We start from the raw sequence: 17,089 nt of genomic DNA, 5'->3' as shown, positions 1-17,089 counted from the left end.
GCGCCTCTTTCGAAAAGCCTGAGAATCAAAATGAAAACTGAATTATACAAAGAGTTTATGTTTGAAGCGGCACACCACCTTCCACACGTGCCTGAAGGACATAAGTGTGGGCGCTTGCACGGCCACTCTTTCTTAGTTCGCCTCTATGTTGAAGGTGAAGTTGACCCACATACAGGCTGGGTTGTCGACTTCGCTGAAATCAAAGCTGCGTTTAAGCCTATTTACGATCGACTAGACCACTACTATCTAAATGATATTGAGGGGTTAGAGAACCCGACCAGTGAGGTGCTGGCAAAATGGATTTGGAACGAGCTTAAGCCGAGTCTGCCGCTTCTCAGCAAAGTAGAAATAAAAGAAACTTGTACCGCGGGATGTATTTACAAGGGTGAATAATCTCCTGATGTAGAGTAAAAAAGCGAAGCATACTTCGCTTTTTTTGGGTTCATCAGTAAAGTTTAGCAAATAACTTTAATTGCTAGGCCACCTTGAGATGTTTCACGGTACTTAGCATTCATGTCTTTACCTGTCTCTAGCATTGTTTCGATAACTTTATCTAGAGAAACTGTTGGAGCTGACGAGCGACGTAGCGCCATACGCGTAGAGTTAATTGCTTTAACCGCTGCGATGCCGTTACGTTCAATACATGGTACCTGAACCTGACCCGCTACTGGGTCACATGTTAGACCTAGGTTGTGTTCCATCGCGATTTCAGCTGCCATACAAACTTGCTCTGGGCTACCACCCATTAGTTCGGCTAGACCAGCTGCTGCCATTGAACATGCAACACCGACTTCGCCTTGACAGCCTACTTCAGCACCTGAGATTGAAGCGTTACGCTTATAAAGACCGCCGATTGCGCCAGAAGCCGCGAAGTAACGGATGTAGTCTTTTTCAGTCACAGTCTGAATGAACTTATCGTAGTAAGCCAGTACCGCAGGAATGATGCCACAAGCACCGTTAGTTGGTGCTGTTACAACACGGCCACCTGCTGCGTTTTCTTCGTTAACGGCAAACGCAAACATGTTTACCCAGTCAACAACAGACATTGGGTCGTTAGTGGTTTTTTCAGAAGTCAGCAACTGTTGACGTAGTGCCGCTGCACGACGTGGCACACGCAGTGGACCAGGTAGGATACCTTCTGTATTCATACCGCGATCCATACAGTCACGCATTGTCTTCCAAATATTGGCGAAGTAAGTACGTGACTCTTCATCTGAGTGCAGAACCGCTTGGTTTTTCATCACTAGTGTACTGATAGATAAACCGTGCTCTTTACACTGATTCACAAGCTCTTCAGCGGTTGTGAATTCGTAAGGTGTTTTAATCGGGTTTTCTTCTTCTTTGCCGAAGTTTTCTTCATCAACAATGAAGCCACCACCGATAGAGTAGTAAGTCTTTGAGTACACTTTCTCGTCACCGATCCAAGCGTGGATCTGCATGCCGTTTTCATGTAGCTCTAGGTTGGTCGTATGGAAGTTCATACCACCTTCTTTCGGGAACGATACTGTATGACAGTGCATGCCAACAGGAAGGCGCTCAGTTTCTTCTACGCGTGCAACAAAGCCCGGAATAGAATCAATATCTACTTTCTCAGGGGTGTTGCCTGCAAGACCCATGATGATGGCGATATCTGTATGGTGACCTTTCCCTGTCAGTGATAGTGATCCATAAACGTCCACGGTGATTTTAGTGATGTCGCGCAATTTTCCCATTGAGCGTAAGTCATCAATAAACTCTTTACCCGCTTTCATTGGTCCCACTGTATGTGAGCTTGAAGGACCAACGCCGATCTTATAGATGTCAAAAACACTAATCATATCGATTACCTCAAAGTAAGCCTCCCAGGGGGAGAGGGAGGCTTTTTATTATCGTTATATTCTTGGATTAATCAGACTAAATTTAGTCTTTAGATTAAAGAGCGCCGTAGATTACAGAACTAATTGCCGCAAGACCACAGATTGTTGTGAAAATCTGTACTGGAGCAGAAGTTTTGTACTTAGCCATTGCAGGAACTTTCTGCATCGCGAATACAGGCATTAGGAACAAGATAGCTGCAATCATTGGAGCGCCCATTGTCTCAATCATGCCTAGGATGCTCGGGTTAACGATAGCAACGATCCAAGTAGTGATAACGATGAACAGCAGAGAACCTTTTTCGATCTTGCTTACAGGCGATTTAGCGCGAGACTTGATTAGACCAACTAGACCTTCATGTGCACCTAGGAAGTGACCGAAGTAGCTAGAAGTAATCGCTGCAAATGCAACTAGAGGACCCATGTAAGAAATCAGTGGAGATTCATGCACGTTCGCTAGGTAAGAAAGAACAGAGATGTTTTGCTCTTTAGCCAGCGCTAGCTGCTCTGGAGATAGAGAAAGTACTACAGAGAACACGAAGAACATTACGAAGCCCATAAGCATCATCGCAGCACCACCAGTGATAGAGTCAGTTTTCTTAACTGCATCTTCACCGTACTGTAGGCGTTGTTCTTTAGAGAACTGAGAAATGATAGGACTGTGGTTGAAAGAGAACACGATGATAGGAATTGCTAGCCATACAACTGTTGGCATTGCGCTCCAGTCTGGTGCTACTTCAATCATCGACGTGTTCCAATCAGGGATAAGGTAAAAAGAAAGAGCAAGAAGGATTGCAACAAGTGGGTAAACCATTGCTGAAGTCGCTTTTAGCATCAATTCTTTACCAAATACCACACCCGCAGTCATTGCTGCGATAAGTGCGCCTGATAGTAACCAACGAGGAATGGATTCCATACCTATTTGGTTTACTAGGAATGAATCGACCGTGTTTGTAATACCAACACCGTAAATTAGAACGATTGGGTAGATAGCGAAGAAGTAAGCAAAAGTAATAAGGTTTGCGCCAGTCTTACCAAAATGTTCTTCAACAGTGTCTGTAATGTCAGCTTCAGGGTTTTTCGCTGATAGTACAAAACGTGCTAGAGATTTATGAGCGAACCAAGTCATTGGTGCCGCGATTAGAGCAAGAATAACTAATGGCCAAAAACCACCAGCACCCGCTTTAATAGGTAGGAAAAGTACGCCAGCACCTACCGCAGTACCGAAAAGCGACAGACACCAAGTGAAGTCTTTGTAAGTAAACTTACTAGACGATTGTGCGGTTGAAGCCGCAGAAGTTGTAGTATTCATTTTGTGATACTCATTTTTGGGAACAGGAAATAAGTCGGGGGCAATTTTGCATAAAAATCTTGCAGGAAAACTAGATCTAAATCATGAATTGATGCGAGCTATGTAATGATATGTCAAAAACAGGTTTTTGCTCACGAAAATGATGTGCTACTAGTGATTTATGCTAATGTATGACATTAGAAAAACTAATGTTGTTATTGTTTTGTTTTATCTCTGTCGCAAGAAAACGGTTGCCTTATTGATAGTTAATTTAACTAATGTGAACAGAATATGTTGTTGTATGAGTAAATTAGTATTGATGCACTATATGATTCTGCATGGCGTGAATGATTTGCGCGGTCATTCCCCATATAAAGTGGTGTTGATACGACAAACCAAAGACACGATGTGAAAAATTATTAACCTTAAATTTCTGACTATGGAGGTGATTTTTATCCAGAATGATGGAGGCAGGGACTTCAAACAGCTCGTCGACCTCATTCGCATCGATCTGGATTTCGTAGTCAGGTGAGATAAACGCTAAAAAAGGCGTGACAGTAAACTTACTAATAGTCACCAGTTCCGGCATTTGACCAAAGATCTCTATTTTATTTCTATCTATACCGACCTCTTCAAAGGTTTCTCTTAACGCTGTCTCTGCTAAGTTCGAATCGGAAGCTTCGTATTTACCGCCAGGAAAACTGATTTGACCAGGGTGGTGTTTGAGGTGCCGTGCTCGGCGCGTAAAAATGATGTTTAATCCGTGCTCGCGTTCAACGAACCCAATCAGAACTGATGCTTTACGAAGATGACTTTGTTTTAGGTGCGCGACTCGTTTTAATGCCTCTTGGTTATAATCGACAGTCTGCAACAACTGAAAGCGTTGAATAATGTGGTTTTTATTTAGTTCTGACAACACGTTAGCTCCTTCATATATTTGAAAAAGGCGTAAATATGACTCATGCTTTCTACTATACTCAAACAAGCAAGGATAGCGCCAAATATGAAAGGGATTATCTTCACTGAGTTTATGGATCTTGTGGAGCAAAAGTTTGGTTTAGATGAGTTGGATAGCTTACTTTTAGCAGCGGAAGATAGCGGTGTGTACACCACAGTCGGTAGCTATGATCATCGCAAACTTGTTCGACTCATTGTACATCTCAGCAAACGCACAGGAATATCACCAGAAGAACTGCAGCGTTTATTCGGACAATCCGTTTTTAGGAACCTGTATAACAGTCTACCTTCTAATTGTAGCCTAGAAGATTGTAAATCGTCTTTTCAATTCATTAAGTTAGTCGAGGACTACATTCATACTGAGGTTAAAAAACTCTACCCAGAGGCTAACCCGCCAAGATTTGACTTTATTAGCGAATCCAACACGGAATTGGTTTTTGACTATGTGAGTGTTCGTTGCATGTCTCATGTCTGCTTTGGTCTTATTGAAGGATGTGCTCAGTTTTACAATGATGAATTGGCAATCTCTATGGGTAAGGTTACAAGTGATGGCAGCCAAGTTAGATTTAAGGTGGAGCTGATTGGACAAGCATAATCAAAGTGGCTCGCCGTTGGAGCGTAAACTGCAGCGTGCGATAGAAGCGCGCAAACAAGCCGAACAGTTGCTTGAAAGTAAGAGTTTGGAGCTATACCAAGCCAACCAACAATTAGAGTTAGTGTTGACGCAGCTTAAACATCAGACGCGCAGTGACCTCGATAAATTAGAGTTTGAGCAACAGATCAATGAAGCGCTAATTCACTACGGGCGAGCCTTCCTTAGACGTACCTTAGATGATGGTATGATTGCCAGCCTATTAGAGCGATTATCCTCAACGAAAGCCATCGAACGTGCTGCACTTTTTATTGAATCCAATTTAATTTCGACCATCGAGGGAACTGAGTTTGGTCCGGTGTCTGCGCGTGAGATTAGTGAGGTAAAACCCTACTCAGTTTGGCAAGGCGATGTGTTGTGTTTGCCGATCGAAATTGATCATAAAACTGCTGGTGAGCTATCTGTGCGTGTGAGCGGCACTGACATTGACCGGGATTTTATCACTAGCCAGATTATGCTCATTGGTGAACTACTGTGTAGTGCGATTAGTCGCCAGATTATTGTAACCCGTCATCAAGAAGCACGTGCGCGGGCAGAGGAGTCTGAGCGTTCAACCAAAGAGTTCGTCGCGATGATAAATCATGAGCTACGAACCCCTTTAAATGGCTTACTTGGTAGTGCTGAACTGCTTGCCAGCACACCTCTCGATGAAGAGCAGCAAACCCTTCTTTCTAATCTCAGCCACTCAGGCGATCTGCTGCGCTACATTATCAACGATATTCTCGATTTCAGTAAAATGAATGCCGGAATGATGGAGCTCATCCCTTCACAGTTTACGTGGCAAGATCTGCACGACATGATTAACGGGATTTTCCAGCCAAAAGCTCAGGAGAAGGGTGTCGGATTTAAAATTGAACGAGCAACGGAGATGCCTGCGGCGTTTATCGGTGACTTCGAACGAATAGGACAGATTTTGGTGAACCTTGTCGGCAATGCGATTAAGTTTACCGCGCAGGGAGAGGTCAAGCTAGTTGCCAAATGGCAAGCGGGTAGCTTGTGTGTCGCCATTATTGACAGCGGCGTTGGTATCAGTAAGGAATTACACAACAAGCTGTTTACCCCTTTTGTTCAGGTCGATAGGTCGGCAAAACGAAATTTTGAAGGGACAGGCCTTGGACTGGCGATTTGCAAAAACCTTGTTGATCTGATGGCGGGTGAGATCTCTCTGACTAGCGAACTGGGGCAGGGAAGTTGTTTTGAAGTCAAGCTCCCGCTTAAAGTGACACAAGCCGAGCCTCATAAAGAGGTGATAAAGGAGGCGGGACTAAGTAATAAATCTATCGACAATTTAGCGATATTGGTTGTCGACGATATTCGTATGAACCAAGTCATCATCAATCAGATGTTGAAAAAACTGTCTATTACCCCAGATATTGCCACGAATGGCATTGAAGCGATCAAAGCGGTCGCTATCGGTCACTACGATATCGTCTTCATGGATTGCCGAATGCCTGAGATGGATGGCTTTGAAGCAACGACCTATCTTCGTCAGCAGAAGTGTACTTTGCCTATTATTGCGCTGACGGCAGGGACGACGTTAGAAGAGCGCGAAAAATGCATCCAGTGTGGGATGGATGACATCTTAACCAAACCCTATACCGCCAAAGACTTGAAACTGATGCTCGAAAAGTGGACATGAGATCTGTCCACATCACTCAGTCAGGACTGGAAGTATCCGGCTCAGTTTGTCGAGCGTTTCTTGATATTCGCTATCACACTGACTGTCAGCGACTAGGCCGCCACCGGCCCAGACATGCAATTGCCCTTGTTCAGCGACCAGTGTTCGTATTGTGATGCTGGTATCCATTTGTCCATGACGACTGATGTAACCAATGCTGCCACAGTAGGCGTTACGACGATGAGGTTCCAGTTCTTCGATGATTTCCATCGCCCGGACTTTAGGTGCGCCGGTGATAGAGCCTCCCGGAAAGGACGCGCGCAGTAAATCAGCGGCGCTATATTGGTCATCAAGTTGAGCGCGAATAGTACTCACTAAGTGGTGAACGGCGGGAAAACTTTCAATGTCGAACAATTTAGGGACATGTACAGTGCCAGGTTTGGCAACTCGCCCGACATCATTGCGCAGCAAGTCAACAATCATGAGATTCTCAGCTTGATCTTTTTCAGCATTGGCTAAGTCTTTTGCAGCTTGCTGATCAATGATAGGGTCATCGCTACGTGGGCGAGTCCCTTTGATCGGTTTGGTCTCGATAAGACGCGCTTTGACTTGGAGGAAACGCTCAGGAGAAACACTTATTATTGCGCCTTGTTCGGTACGAATAAATGCCGAGAAAGGTCCTTGATTGACCTGCTCAAGCTTTTGATAAGCCTGCCACTCACTCCCTTGATAAGGTGCTTTAAATCGCTGTGCCAAATTGATCTGATAGCAATCTCCTGAACGAAGATACTCCTGAACTTGTTCAAATTTGCCACGGTAGTCCGCTTTGGTCATGTTAGAGGACCAAGGACCAACAAGTGCGAATGGGTTACTTTTTTCTGGTGCGTGTTGGTTCAACCATTGCCAGTGCTTGTCAACGCTTTGTCCGACAATACTTGCGCTCTGAAGTTGATGATCGACGATCAGCGCCCAGTCATATAATCCAACCGCCATATCGGGTGTTTTCAGATCATGCTCCGCCAACTCGGGCATGCGCTCGACGCGACGACCCAAGTCATACGCAAAATAACCCAGAGCTCCACCAATAAAAGGAAGCTCACCATCGTACTCAATACCGGGCAACACGCGTGCCTGAACGTGTTTGACTAGCTCAAACGGGTTGGTGTCGGAGATTTCGATCTTATCTGCCATTTTTATGGTACTTCTCTCGCCCGTAGTGATGATTGTAGCGATGGGCTGTGCGACCAATATGTCAAAACGGCTATCAACATGAGTGGTTGAAGGTGAGCGAAGCAACATTGCCCAAGGCAAAGATTCGATGTGATTAAACAGCGAAACCGCTAGGTCATTTTTATAAGGGATCGGTTTGATTTCTAAGCGATTTGGCTTGATGTTATTCATTTGTTTAATTTGTGACAAAGAGATCGTTGATTACGTGGCGTGTTGAGAAAAGCAAGAGTATCATAATGGCATCAAAGGTCGCTACACCAGTGTTTCGTAAATATAAAATCAATAAGCAAACGCTTGTGTTCGGCTAGAAAAGGAAGCACAAAAATAACGAGGCATGCAATGACCGTAATTCGTCAACAGGATGTGATCAGCAGTGTAGCTGATGCGCTCCAGTACATTTCTTATTACCACCCATTAGACTTTGTCCAAGCCCTAGAAAAAGCCTATCAACGTGAAGAGAGCCAAGCGGCGAAAGACGCAATTGCTCAGATTCTGATTAACTCTCGTATGTCTGCGGAAGGGCATCGCCCAATCTGCCAAGATACTGGTATCGTCACTTGTTTCGTCAATATCGGTATGGCTGTGCAGTGGGACTCTACGGATCTAACGGTACAACAGATGGTCGATGAAGGTGTTCGTCAGGCTTACACTAACCCTGATAACCCACTTCGTGCATCGGTTCTCATGGATCCTGCGGGTAAACGTATTAACACCAAAGACAATACACCTGCGGTTGTTCATATCAACATGGTTCCGGGCGATAAAGTTGAGATTCAAATTGCGGCAAAAGGCGGCGGTAGTGAAAACAAAACTAAGATGGTTATGCTGAACCCATCAGATGACATTGCTGAATGGGTTGAAAAAACGTTGCCAACCATGGGTGCAGGCTGGTGTCCACCGGGCATGCTTGGTATCGGTATCGGCGGTACCGCTGAAAAAGCGGCGGTGCTGGCAAAAGAATCACTGATGGAGCACATCGATATCCAAGAGCTTATCGACCGTGGACCACAAAATGCAGAAGAAGAGCTCCGTCTTGATATCTTCAACCGCGTGAACAAGTTGGGTATTGGTGCACAAGGTCTTGGCGGCTTAACCACAGTTGTTGATGTGAAAATCAAAACAGCACCCACTCATGCAGCATCCAAACCGGTATGTTTGATCCCTAACTGTGCGGCGACTCGTCACGTGCATTTCACTCTAGATGGTTCTGGTCCTGCTGATCTGACGCCACCGAAATTGGAAGAGTGGCCAGATATTACTTGGGAAGCGGGAGCGAACACGCGTCGTGTTAATCTCGACGAAGTGACACAGGCTGATGTTGAACAGTGGAAAACGGGTGAAACGGTACTGCTTTCAGGCAAGATACTCACTGGTCGTGATGCTGCACATAAACGTATTCAAACGATGCTTGCAAACGGAGAAGGTCTACCAGAAGGTGTCGACTTCAAAGGCAAGTTTATCTACTACGTAGGCCCAGTTGATGCGGTCGGTGACGAAGCTGTAGGTCCAGCAGGTCCGACAACGTCGACACGTATGGATAAGTTCACGGACATGATGCTGGAAGAAACGGGCATCATGGGTATGATTGGTAAAGCTGAGCGTGGTCCTGCAACGGTTGAGTCAATCAAGAAACACAAAGCTGTTTACTTGATGGCGGTTGGTGGTGCGGCTTACTTGGTTGCTAAAGCGATTAAGAAAGCGCGTGTTGTCGCGTTTGAAGACTTAGGTATGGAAGCGATCTACGAGTTTGAAGTGGAAGATATGCCTGTCACCGTCGCGGTTGACTCTAACGGTGCAAACGCTCACCAAATCGGCCCTGATACGTGGAAGGTGAAGATTCAGGAAATGGAATCTCAATCTTAATCACGTTTGTTAAGTTTGTGAGAAATGACAGATTTAATTGGCAGATATTTGACAAAGGTGGAGCAAAAGCTGCACCTTTTGTCTATATACTCTAATTTATTCTTATTCTAAACGTCAGGAGAGCACATGCCTCGCTTTATTCAAATTCTTCAGATAATCATTGCTGTGGTTATCGGCGCATTCGTCGGATATGACCTCATTCTTCATGGCATCAGTATCTTTGATGAAAAATATGTGACTATCACTTGTGCTTTGTTTGTGTTGCTTGAAATCGCACTGTTTGTTGTTTACAAGTTGATTGAAGACGATTAGTGCTCAACCGTAGTTTTACAACTTTAAGCCTCTGATTTTTATCAGAGGCTTTTTTGTTCATCTAGGATTAAGGTTACAATCAGTAAGCTAGTGGTCAGTGTGTATAAAAGAGATAGTGAATGAAGCATATTACTCAAGAAGTGAATGATTTAATCAGCAGAAGCGTCGATTCCCATGTTCGTATTGCCGTAACGGGTTTATCTCGAGCAGGTAAAACGGCGTTTATCAGTTCGCTAGTCAACCAGCTTCTTCATACTTCCACTCACGATAACTTACCTCTGTTAAGTGCTGCTTGTGACAAGCGTTTGGTTGGCGCAAAACGTGAACCGCAAACCAATATGCTCGTTCCGCGTTTTGGTTATGATGAGGCGATGGAGCATGTCCTTGCTTTGCCACCGCAATGGCCTGAGCCAACGCGCGATGTCAGTGAAATACGTTTGGCGCTCAAGTATAAGCCAACTAAGAAAACCAAGAAGCTGTTTGGCAATACAGCAAAGTTACATATCGACATTATCGATTATCCGGGCGAATGGCTGCTGGATTTACCCCTGTTGGATATGAATTTTCATCAATGGTCTCAAAAGCAATTTGAGGCGTTAAAGGGGGGACGTAGAGAGTTGGCCGAGGTTTGGTTAGCGCAATTAGATAAGCTGGATCTTTCAGCGCCACTGAACGAAAAAGAACTCGCTCTCATCTCTCAGAGCTATACGGAGTTTCTTTTCTCATGCAAAGAACAAGGATTGCACTGGGTACAACCGGGGCGATTTGTGTTACCCGGCGAACTGGAAGGGGCGCCTGTGTTGCAGTTTTTCCCTTGTTCCTTTGATGACAATGCCAAGGTAGCGAAAGGCTCAAACTTGGGCATGTTGAAGGCTCGCTATCAGGAGTATCAGCAAAAAGTGGTTAAGGCGTTTTATAAGCACCACTTTTCAACGTTCGATCGTCAAATTGTGCTGGTGGACTGTTTGCAACCGCTTAACGCGGGTTATGAGTCCTTTCACGATATGCGCCAAGCGTTAGAGCAAATCATGCATAGCTTCCGTTATGGTCGTAGCAGCATGCTCAAGCGTCTGTTTGCTCCGCGTATCGATAAAGTATTGTTTGCCGCAACCAAAGCAGATCATGTGACACCAGAACAGCATCCGCATCTCGTTTCTCTATTACAACAAATGGTGCATCCTGCATGGCAAACCGCCTCTTATGAAAACATAGAGATGAATTGCATGACGATGGCGTCAATACAGGCGACGGAGACGGGTTATATCAGTCAGGGTGAGCAGTCTTGCCCTGCCATTCGTGGAACGACGCTTGATGGAGAGACCATGACGGTATTTCCAGGTGAGGTGCCGAGAAAGCTTCCTGCAGCGGATTATTGGCAGAAGCAAGGGTTTGAGTTTACATCATTCAGACCGAGAGAGTGGGGTGGAGATGACCCGTTACCGCATATCCGTATGGACAAGGCACTAGAGTATTTGATTGGGGATAAGCTGAGATGAGTATGTCAGATAAAACGCAACTAAAACAGAAACACGTCTTCGACCAGACGTTTGGCGATGAGTCGTCCCCCATTCAACAAGAACTGACCTCACAGAAGCACTTTGAGCCGCAACAAAAATTTGTGCCCGTTGAAATTGAAGTCGAACATCAAGATGACCGGACAGAGCAAAATCTAGAGCAAATTATTCGACCCCAAAAGGGTTCAAAGTGGTTTTCGATAGGCTTGTTAACTGCATTTTCAGGCTTGGTCGGGTGGCAAGCGATAGATAGCGTTGTCACTGCGATTCAAAGCGCAGATTGGCTCTCATTGGGGTGGTCAGGGTTTATCGCGACCATCGCTATGTTTGGAATTGGTTCTATTGGACGCGAACTATATAAGCTGCGTAAGCTACGCAATCACTTTAGTGTACAAGAGCAAAGTGAGGCGTTGCTTGCTGCCAATAGTGTTGGCCAAGGGAAAGCATTTTGTCAGTCAGTGGCGAAACAGTCAGGTATTGGTACTGAGTCACCAAGTTATGACCGTTGGATCAATAGCATCAATGGTTCACATAGTGATAGTGAAGTGCTTGAAATGTATGACGCCATGGTGGTGGCAGAGCAAGATAAAATAGCCACTAAGATAGTCTCACAGCATGCAACGGAATCGGCGGCTTTGGTGGCGATTAGTCCACTTGCCATTGCTGATATGTTACTTGTCGCGTGGCGAAACTTCAAAATGATCGACAACCTCGCAGACGTTTATGGAGTAGAGCTGGGTTACTGGTCTAGACTCAAATTGTTCAAAGCGACTCTGGTCAACATGGCCGCTGCTGGAGCGAGTGAACTGGCGGTTGATGCAGGTATGGATCTGATGTCGATGGATCTCGCTGGAAGAGTCTCTGCCAGAGCGGGTCAAGGATTGGGTGTTGGTATTCTGACCGCAAGGTTGGGGCTCAAAGCGATGGCTTTACTTAGACCTTTACCGTGGAACAAAGAGCGCCAAGTTAGGTTAGGGGCGATCCGCAAGCAAATCGTTGAAAAAGTCGCCGCTATTACAATCAAATAGTGCGAATGTGAAGCAAGTAATATCAGTTTGCTTGACGAGGATCTAGGCTTAGTAGAAACTACTGTCAACTTTTCGTGACACCTTAGTTAGGAACTCATACGTGCGTCTAGAAGTTTTTTGTGAAGACAGACTTGGTTTGACTCGTGAATTGCTCGATATTCTTGCTTCGAAAAACATTGATCTTCGTGGTATCGAAATCGATGTGAGCGGTATTATCTACCTCAACTGTCCGGATATCGACTTTGATACCTTTAGTGAGCTTATGGCTGAAATTCGCCGTATCTCAGGTGTTAATGACGTTCGAAAAATCCAATTCATGCCAATTGAACGCCACAATAATGAGCTAATTTCTCTGCTTAACAACCTGCCAGAACCGGTATTGGCTATCGATTTAAAAGGCAATGTGGATATGGCAAACCACGCCGCGTTGACCCTATTTAGTCGTGAAGAAGCGGAAATCATTGGTCATCAGATCACCTCGTTGCTGCCTAACTTCAATTTCGCTAAGTGGGTTGAAGGTAAGATAACTCGATTGAGGGAAAATATTGTCATCGGTGGTTTGGATTACATGATGGAAATCATGCCTGTCTATATCAGTGATGAGTCAAATGAGTCTGTGCTGGCGAGTACGGTGATGATCATCCGTTCCGTACAGGAAAAAGCGATATTTGATGACTCTTTGCCACTACACAATAATCTTGGGTTTGAGCATTTTGTCGGGGTGTCAAATAGACATAAGGCGCTGATTAGCCAAGCTAAGAAGCTGTCAATGCTAGACCAACCGCTACTCATTCAAGGTGAAACGGGAACCGGTAAAGAGATGCTAGCTCGTGCATGTCATAACCGTTCAAATCGCGCTTCTAAGCCGTTCTTGGTTTTGAGCTGTGCTTCGATGCCTGACGATGTTGCTGAAACTGAATTATTTGGTCACGCACCGGGTTCATTCAACCATGAGCAAGGCCATAAAGGTATATTTGAGCAAGCGAATGGCGGCACGGTTTTCCTTGATGAAATCGGGGAGATGAGCCCGCATCTGCAAATCAAATTACTGCGATTGCTACAAGATGGCACGTTTAGACGTGTCGGAGAAGAGCATGAAGTTCATGTCGATGTTAGGGTGATTGCTTCAACCAGACATCAACTGGCTGATTTAGCCGAGTCAGGCGTGTTCCGTGAAGATCTTTTTTATCGTCTCAACGTGCTTACACTACTTATTCCACCGTTAAGGGAACGCTCAAACGATATTGCACCGCTGCTTGAATTGTTTGTTGCTAAGTACGTAAAACAACTAGGCATATCGAAGCCGATCATCGCAGAGGATCTGGCTGACCAGTTAGTGACGTATCAATGGCCAGGTAACATGCGCCAGCTTGAAAACATGGTGCTTCGCGCTTTGACCGAGCTTGAAACGGACGACTTGACGGCGGATCTTTTCCATCTTCCTCAGCTCGAAACTCCGACATCAAATGGGCCGATATTGAGTTTGGATGGTTCACTTGATGAGATCATGAAAGAGTACGAATCTCAGGTGCTAGAACGCTTATATCACTCATTCCCGTCTAGTCGTAAACTCGCCAAGAGACTCAATGTTTCTCACACCTCGGTGGCAAACAAGTTACGTGAATATGGAATAAGAAAAAATTAAATGGAAAGAGTGAGTACCCCTACCCAAGTCTTTGAGTGGGATGAGGACATCGTCGTTCGTAGTGCAGAGCCTATGGATGGAAAACTGATCTCAGATTACTTTATTGCAAACAGAGAGCATTTAAAACCTTGGGAACCCAAGCGAGACGAAGCCTTTTTTGATGAATCCGGATGGACTCAGCGACTCATCAAACTCGCTGAGCTTCATCGAATGGGGCTGGGCTACTATTTGCTGATCCTTGACCGTTCGACAAATGAAATGTTAGGCACAATCTCGTTTAGCAATATCGCTCGGTTCCCATTCCATGCGTGTAATGTCGGTTACTCCCTAGCGCACTGTGCACAGGGAAGAGGCGCGATGACACGAGGATTAAAATTAGCGGTCAATTACATGTTCAACATTCAGAACATGCATCGCATTATGGCGAGTTATATGCCGCGCAATGTTCGCAGTGAAGCGGTATTGGAAAGGGTAGGATTTCAAAAAGAAGGCTTTGCGAAAGACTACTTGCTCATTGATGGGCAATGGGAAGATCATTGTTTAACGTCATTAGTTAATCCGAATTGGACACAAGTATGAGCGCTTCAAGATTAGAACAACAGTTGGCTCTGCTCATGGAGCTTGACCAGCTTAAATCCGTACTGAGACGCACCCGAGTCAAAAGCGCTGAAGGAAGGCTAGAAAATAGTGCTGAACACAGTTGGCATGTCGCTTTGATGGCGATCTTAATGGAAGAACATGCCAATCAACCGGTAGATATTTCTCGCGTGGTGAAAATGTTGCTTCTTCACGATGTGGTAGAAATTGATGCAGGTGATACCTTTGTCTATGATGTTGCCGCGTCGGCACAGCAAGAGCAGAAAGAGCTTGAAGCAGCCCAACGTTTGTTCGGTATGCTGCCAAGTGACCAAGGTCAGTCTTTGCTAGAACTGTGGCTAGAATTTGAATCTGCGACGTCAGCAGATGCTAAATTTGCCAAAGCATTGGACAGGATTATTCCAATGCTTTTGAACTACCATAACCAGGGGCAAAGCTGGCAAGAGCATGGTGTTACACGACAACAAGCGCTAACAGTGAATCAAAAAATAGAGTACGGCTCTGAGGCTCTATGGGAAAAAGCGCAGCAAATTATTAATGATGCGACTCTCAATGGCTGGCTAAAAGCATAACGCTTTAAGAGGAATATTAATGTCATACCAAACTTTGGACGAATACCAAAGAAAATGGATTTTTACTCACCAATCTATGCCAGTACCCGAGGCTGACTTAGAATCAATCAAACCGATGTCGCAAGCACGAGCGTCTCAGTTATGGAAAGAAAACATCAGTGCTCAAAGTCCTGACTCAGAGCGTTTTAGCTCTAGTGACTGGCCGATGAAAGAATCTAACTGGAAAGAGACGGTGGACTGGATGTCTGCTTGGGAGTCCGATGATGAAGCGTTGCCTGCGGCAGTTGACGCTTTTATTGACTGGCAAGACGACGTTACGGTGTACTTTTGCTATGAGAAGTACAATATCATTGAGACCAAATGGTCGGTGTTTAAGAAGCACTGGAAGAATTTTCTTTTTTACGATGATGGTCCAATTTTAATCGGTCGTCGCCGTGGCGAAGCGCTTTGGTTTGATACCAAAGGCAATGTCAAAATGGGATTTCGAAAATAAAAAGAGCAGCCAATGGCTGCTCTTTTTATGTGCTATATGTGTCACTGTCTCAAAGTCGGGTCTACACTCATGCCGATGGGGAACTGTTTTAAAAGATCATTGCTGGATCCAATAAGTGCCGGAAAAGTAAAGAGTTTGATCAATGAAATGATGTGATTTTTATTGCAAAAATGAGCCTATATTTTGCGTGGATTTGGTATTTTGGTATCATTTTTTAGACAAATTAATTCAATGTGTAGTTTCTACAAACCATAGAGTCTTAGGGAAAAGCAGTGGCCATGAACATATCTAAATTACGCGAAGATTTTTATGCTCATAAAGTGCAATTCAAGCTTACGCGTTTCCGCAATCCAAGCCGACCTTGTCGCTGCTGACAGATGAAGAGGTGCGAGAGTTAGAAGCATGTTGGATTGAACTTTCTGTGTGGAAGAACCAACAAGATTAAACACGTCTGCCCCTGTAGTCATACCATTGAATATTGATAACCTCGCGATTTCTGATCGTCGAGGTTTTTTATTGCCATAAATATCAAGTGTTATATTATAACAATTGTGATCTAATCGTTGAATTCTAGAGTAAGAGTCCCCATAGTTATCTTCAAGTGGAGCATTATCAATGAATGCAGCGACAGAATTAAAATATCAAGAAACCCAAGTGAGTAAAAATATGGCGGAAGTAAGAGCCAGAGTCGAATTCAAAGTCGGTGCTAACAGCAGTATCGATGCAGAACTTCTTTCTTTCCATGGATTGAAAACCGAAAAAGAGCATGTTGCTGTCATTTTTAAACATGCCGATCAAACTCAGCAAACCCCGCTGGTTCGCATGCATTCTGAATGTCTTACAGGCGATGTATTCCATTCATCCCGCTGCGATTGCGGCGAGCAACTTGATGAGACGATTAACCGCATGGCGGAATCTGGCGGTATTATCCTTTACTTAAGACAAGAAGGTCGCGGTATTGGTCTATACAACAAGATAGACGCATACAAGCTGCAAAGCGAAGGCATGAACACCTACGAAGCGAACAATCACCTTGGTTTTGGTGATGATTTGCGTGATTTTACCGAAGCCGCACAGATGCTAAAGGCACTCGGCATTGATAAAATTCGCTTAGTGACTAATAACCCTAAGAAAGTAAACGATCTTAAGCAATTCGGCATTGAGATCGAACAGGTTGTCAATACTTCTGCTCACGTTAAAGACGGTAACCAAGGTTACTTGAAAGCGAAAATGTCTCACGGTAAGCATAACTTAGACTTGTAATCCCACGAATCACGTATGTTGATAAAAGCCTCACTTCTGTGAGGCTTTTTTGTTTTCAGCCCTAAACCACCTACTTCAGTAGGTGGTTATCATCCGTTTCGGCTTTGCCTGTAAAACTACTCATGCTAAATGCGTCTTTGATTTTTCCAGAAGTCAAAGAGGACAAATAACATGAGTAGATACAATCAAGCTTCCCACGTA

At 44.7% G+C, this 17,089-nt stretch carries 16 protein-coding genes; 12 read left to right on the top strand and 4 right to left on the bottom strand.

Annotated elements, in window-relative coordinates; translation table 11 throughout:
• Nucleotides 1-30 precede the first annotated feature (30 nt).
• Complete coding sequence (gene queD / locus QTN94_RS13665) at nt 31-393, top strand: 6-carboxytetrahydropterin synthase QueD (RefSeq protein ID WP_171052143.1); 363 nt, start codon at nt 31-33, stop codon at nt 391-393.
• Nucleotides 394-455: 62 nt separating this feature from the next.
• On the opposite strand, the gene QTN94_RS13660 is transcribed toward queD, so the two are convergent.
• The 3 genes from QTN94_RS13660 to QTN94_RS13650 form a co-directional block, all read right to left on the bottom strand.
• Nucleotides 456-1,817: an L-serine ammonia-lyase gene (locus QTN94_RS13660; protein WP_331427936.1), complete on the bottom strand. Its 1,362-nt coding sequence runs from the start codon at nt 1,815-1,817 to the stop codon at nt 456-458.
• 94 nt (nt 1,818-1,911) lie between these two features.
• Nucleotides 1,912-3,165, bottom strand: coding sequence for an aromatic amino acid transport family protein (locus QTN94_RS13655; RefSeq protein ID WP_331417835.1), 1,254 nt, complete (start codon nt 3,163-3,165; stop codon nt 1,912-1,914).
• Nucleotides 3,166-3,454: 289 nt separating this feature from the next.
• The gene (locus QTN94_RS13650; protein WP_331417834.1) at nt 3,455-4,063 is read right to left on the bottom strand and encodes a CoA pyrophosphatase; all 609 of its coding nucleotides are present in this window, start codon (nt 4,061-4,063) and stop codon (nt 3,455-3,457) included.
• 84 nt (nt 4,064-4,147) lie between these two features.
• Between QTN94_RS13650 and QTN94_RS13645 the strand changes: the two genes are divergently transcribed.
• Together QTN94_RS13645 and QTN94_RS13640 are read left to right on the top strand one after the other, a co-directional pair.
• On the top strand, nt 4,148-4,696 hold the full coding sequence (locus QTN94_RS13645) for a heme NO-binding domain-containing protein (protein WP_138971182.1): 549 nt from the start codon (nt 4,148-4,150) through the stop codon (nt 4,694-4,696).
• On the top strand, nt 4,683-6,392 hold the full coding sequence (locus QTN94_RS13640) for an ATP-binding protein (RefSeq protein ID WP_331417833.1): 1,710 nt from the start codon (nt 4,683-4,685) through the stop codon (nt 6,390-6,392). The genes QTN94_RS13645 and QTN94_RS13640 overlap by 14 nt, the downstream gene beginning before the upstream one ends.
• Before the next feature lie 12 nt (nt 6,393-6,404).
• On the opposite strand, the gene pabB is transcribed toward QTN94_RS13640, so the two are convergent.
• Entirely contained in the window at nt 6,405-7,772 is a 1,368-nt protein-coding gene (pabB, locus tag QTN94_RS13635; RefSeq protein WP_331427934.1) for an aminodeoxychorismate synthase component 1, read from the bottom strand.
• A 168-nt stretch (nt 7,773-7,940) separates the two neighbouring features.
• On the opposite strand from pabB, the gene QTN94_RS13630 reads away from it, so the two are divergent.
• The 9 genes from QTN94_RS13630 (at nt 7,941) to QTN94_RS13590 (ending at nt 16,888) form a co-directional block, all read left to right on the top strand.
• Entirely contained in the window at nt 7,941-9,464 is a 1,524-nt protein-coding gene (locus QTN94_RS13630) for a fumarate hydratase (RefSeq protein ID WP_138971185.1), read from the top strand.
• A gap of 126 nt (nt 9,465-9,590) precedes the next feature.
• Nucleotides 9,591-9,776, top strand: coding sequence for a hypothetical protein (locus tag QTN94_RS13625; RefSeq protein WP_138971186.1), 186 nt, complete (start codon nt 9,591-9,593; stop codon nt 9,774-9,776).
• 119 nt (nt 9,777-9,895) lie between these two features.
• Nucleotides 9,896-11,272 carry a YcjX family protein gene (locus tag QTN94_RS13620; protein WP_331427933.1) on the top strand — a complete coding sequence of 459 codons (1,377 nt, stop codon included), beginning with the start codon at nt 9,896-9,898 and terminating at the stop codon, nt 11,270-11,272.
• Entirely contained in the window at nt 11,269-12,318 is a 1,050-nt protein-coding gene (locus QTN94_RS13615; protein ID WP_331427932.1) for a YcjF family protein, read from the top strand. The genes QTN94_RS13620 and QTN94_RS13615 overlap by 4 nt, the downstream gene beginning before the upstream one ends.
• Nucleotides 12,319-12,418: 100 nt before the next feature.
• Nucleotides 12,419-13,963: a transcriptional regulator TyrR gene (gene tyrR / locus QTN94_RS13610; protein ID WP_331417828.1), complete on the top strand. Its 1,545-nt coding sequence runs from the start codon at nt 12,419-12,421 to the stop codon at nt 13,961-13,963.
• Nucleotides 13,964-14,542: a ribosomal protein S5-alanine N-acetyltransferase gene (rimJ, locus tag QTN94_RS13605; RefSeq protein WP_138971190.1), complete on the top strand. Its 579-nt coding sequence runs from the start codon at nt 13,964-13,966 to the stop codon at nt 14,540-14,542.
• Complete coding sequence (locus QTN94_RS13600; RefSeq protein WP_138971191.1) at nt 14,539-15,132, top strand: HD domain-containing protein; 594 nt, start codon at nt 14,539-14,541, stop codon at nt 15,130-15,132. The genes rimJ and QTN94_RS13600 overlap by 4 nt, the downstream gene beginning before the upstream one ends.
• Before the next feature lie 19 nt (nt 15,133-15,151).
• Complete coding sequence (locus QTN94_RS13595; protein ID WP_331427931.1) at nt 15,152-15,625, top strand: DUF2947 domain-containing protein; 474 nt, start codon at nt 15,152-15,154, stop codon at nt 15,623-15,625.
• 615 nt (nt 15,626-16,240) lie between these two features.
• Entirely contained in the window at nt 16,241-16,888 is a 648-nt protein-coding gene (locus QTN94_RS13590) for a GTP cyclohydrolase II (protein ID WP_171052261.1), read from the top strand.
• Nucleotides 16,889-17,089 lie beyond the last annotated feature (201 nt).

This window comes from Vibrio sp. M250220, assembly GCF_036533795.1.
Classification (GTDB): Bacteria; Pseudomonadota; Gammaproteobacteria; order Enterobacterales; family Vibrionaceae; genus Vibrio.
This window is presented reverse-complemented; position numbering and strand designations above follow the sequence as displayed.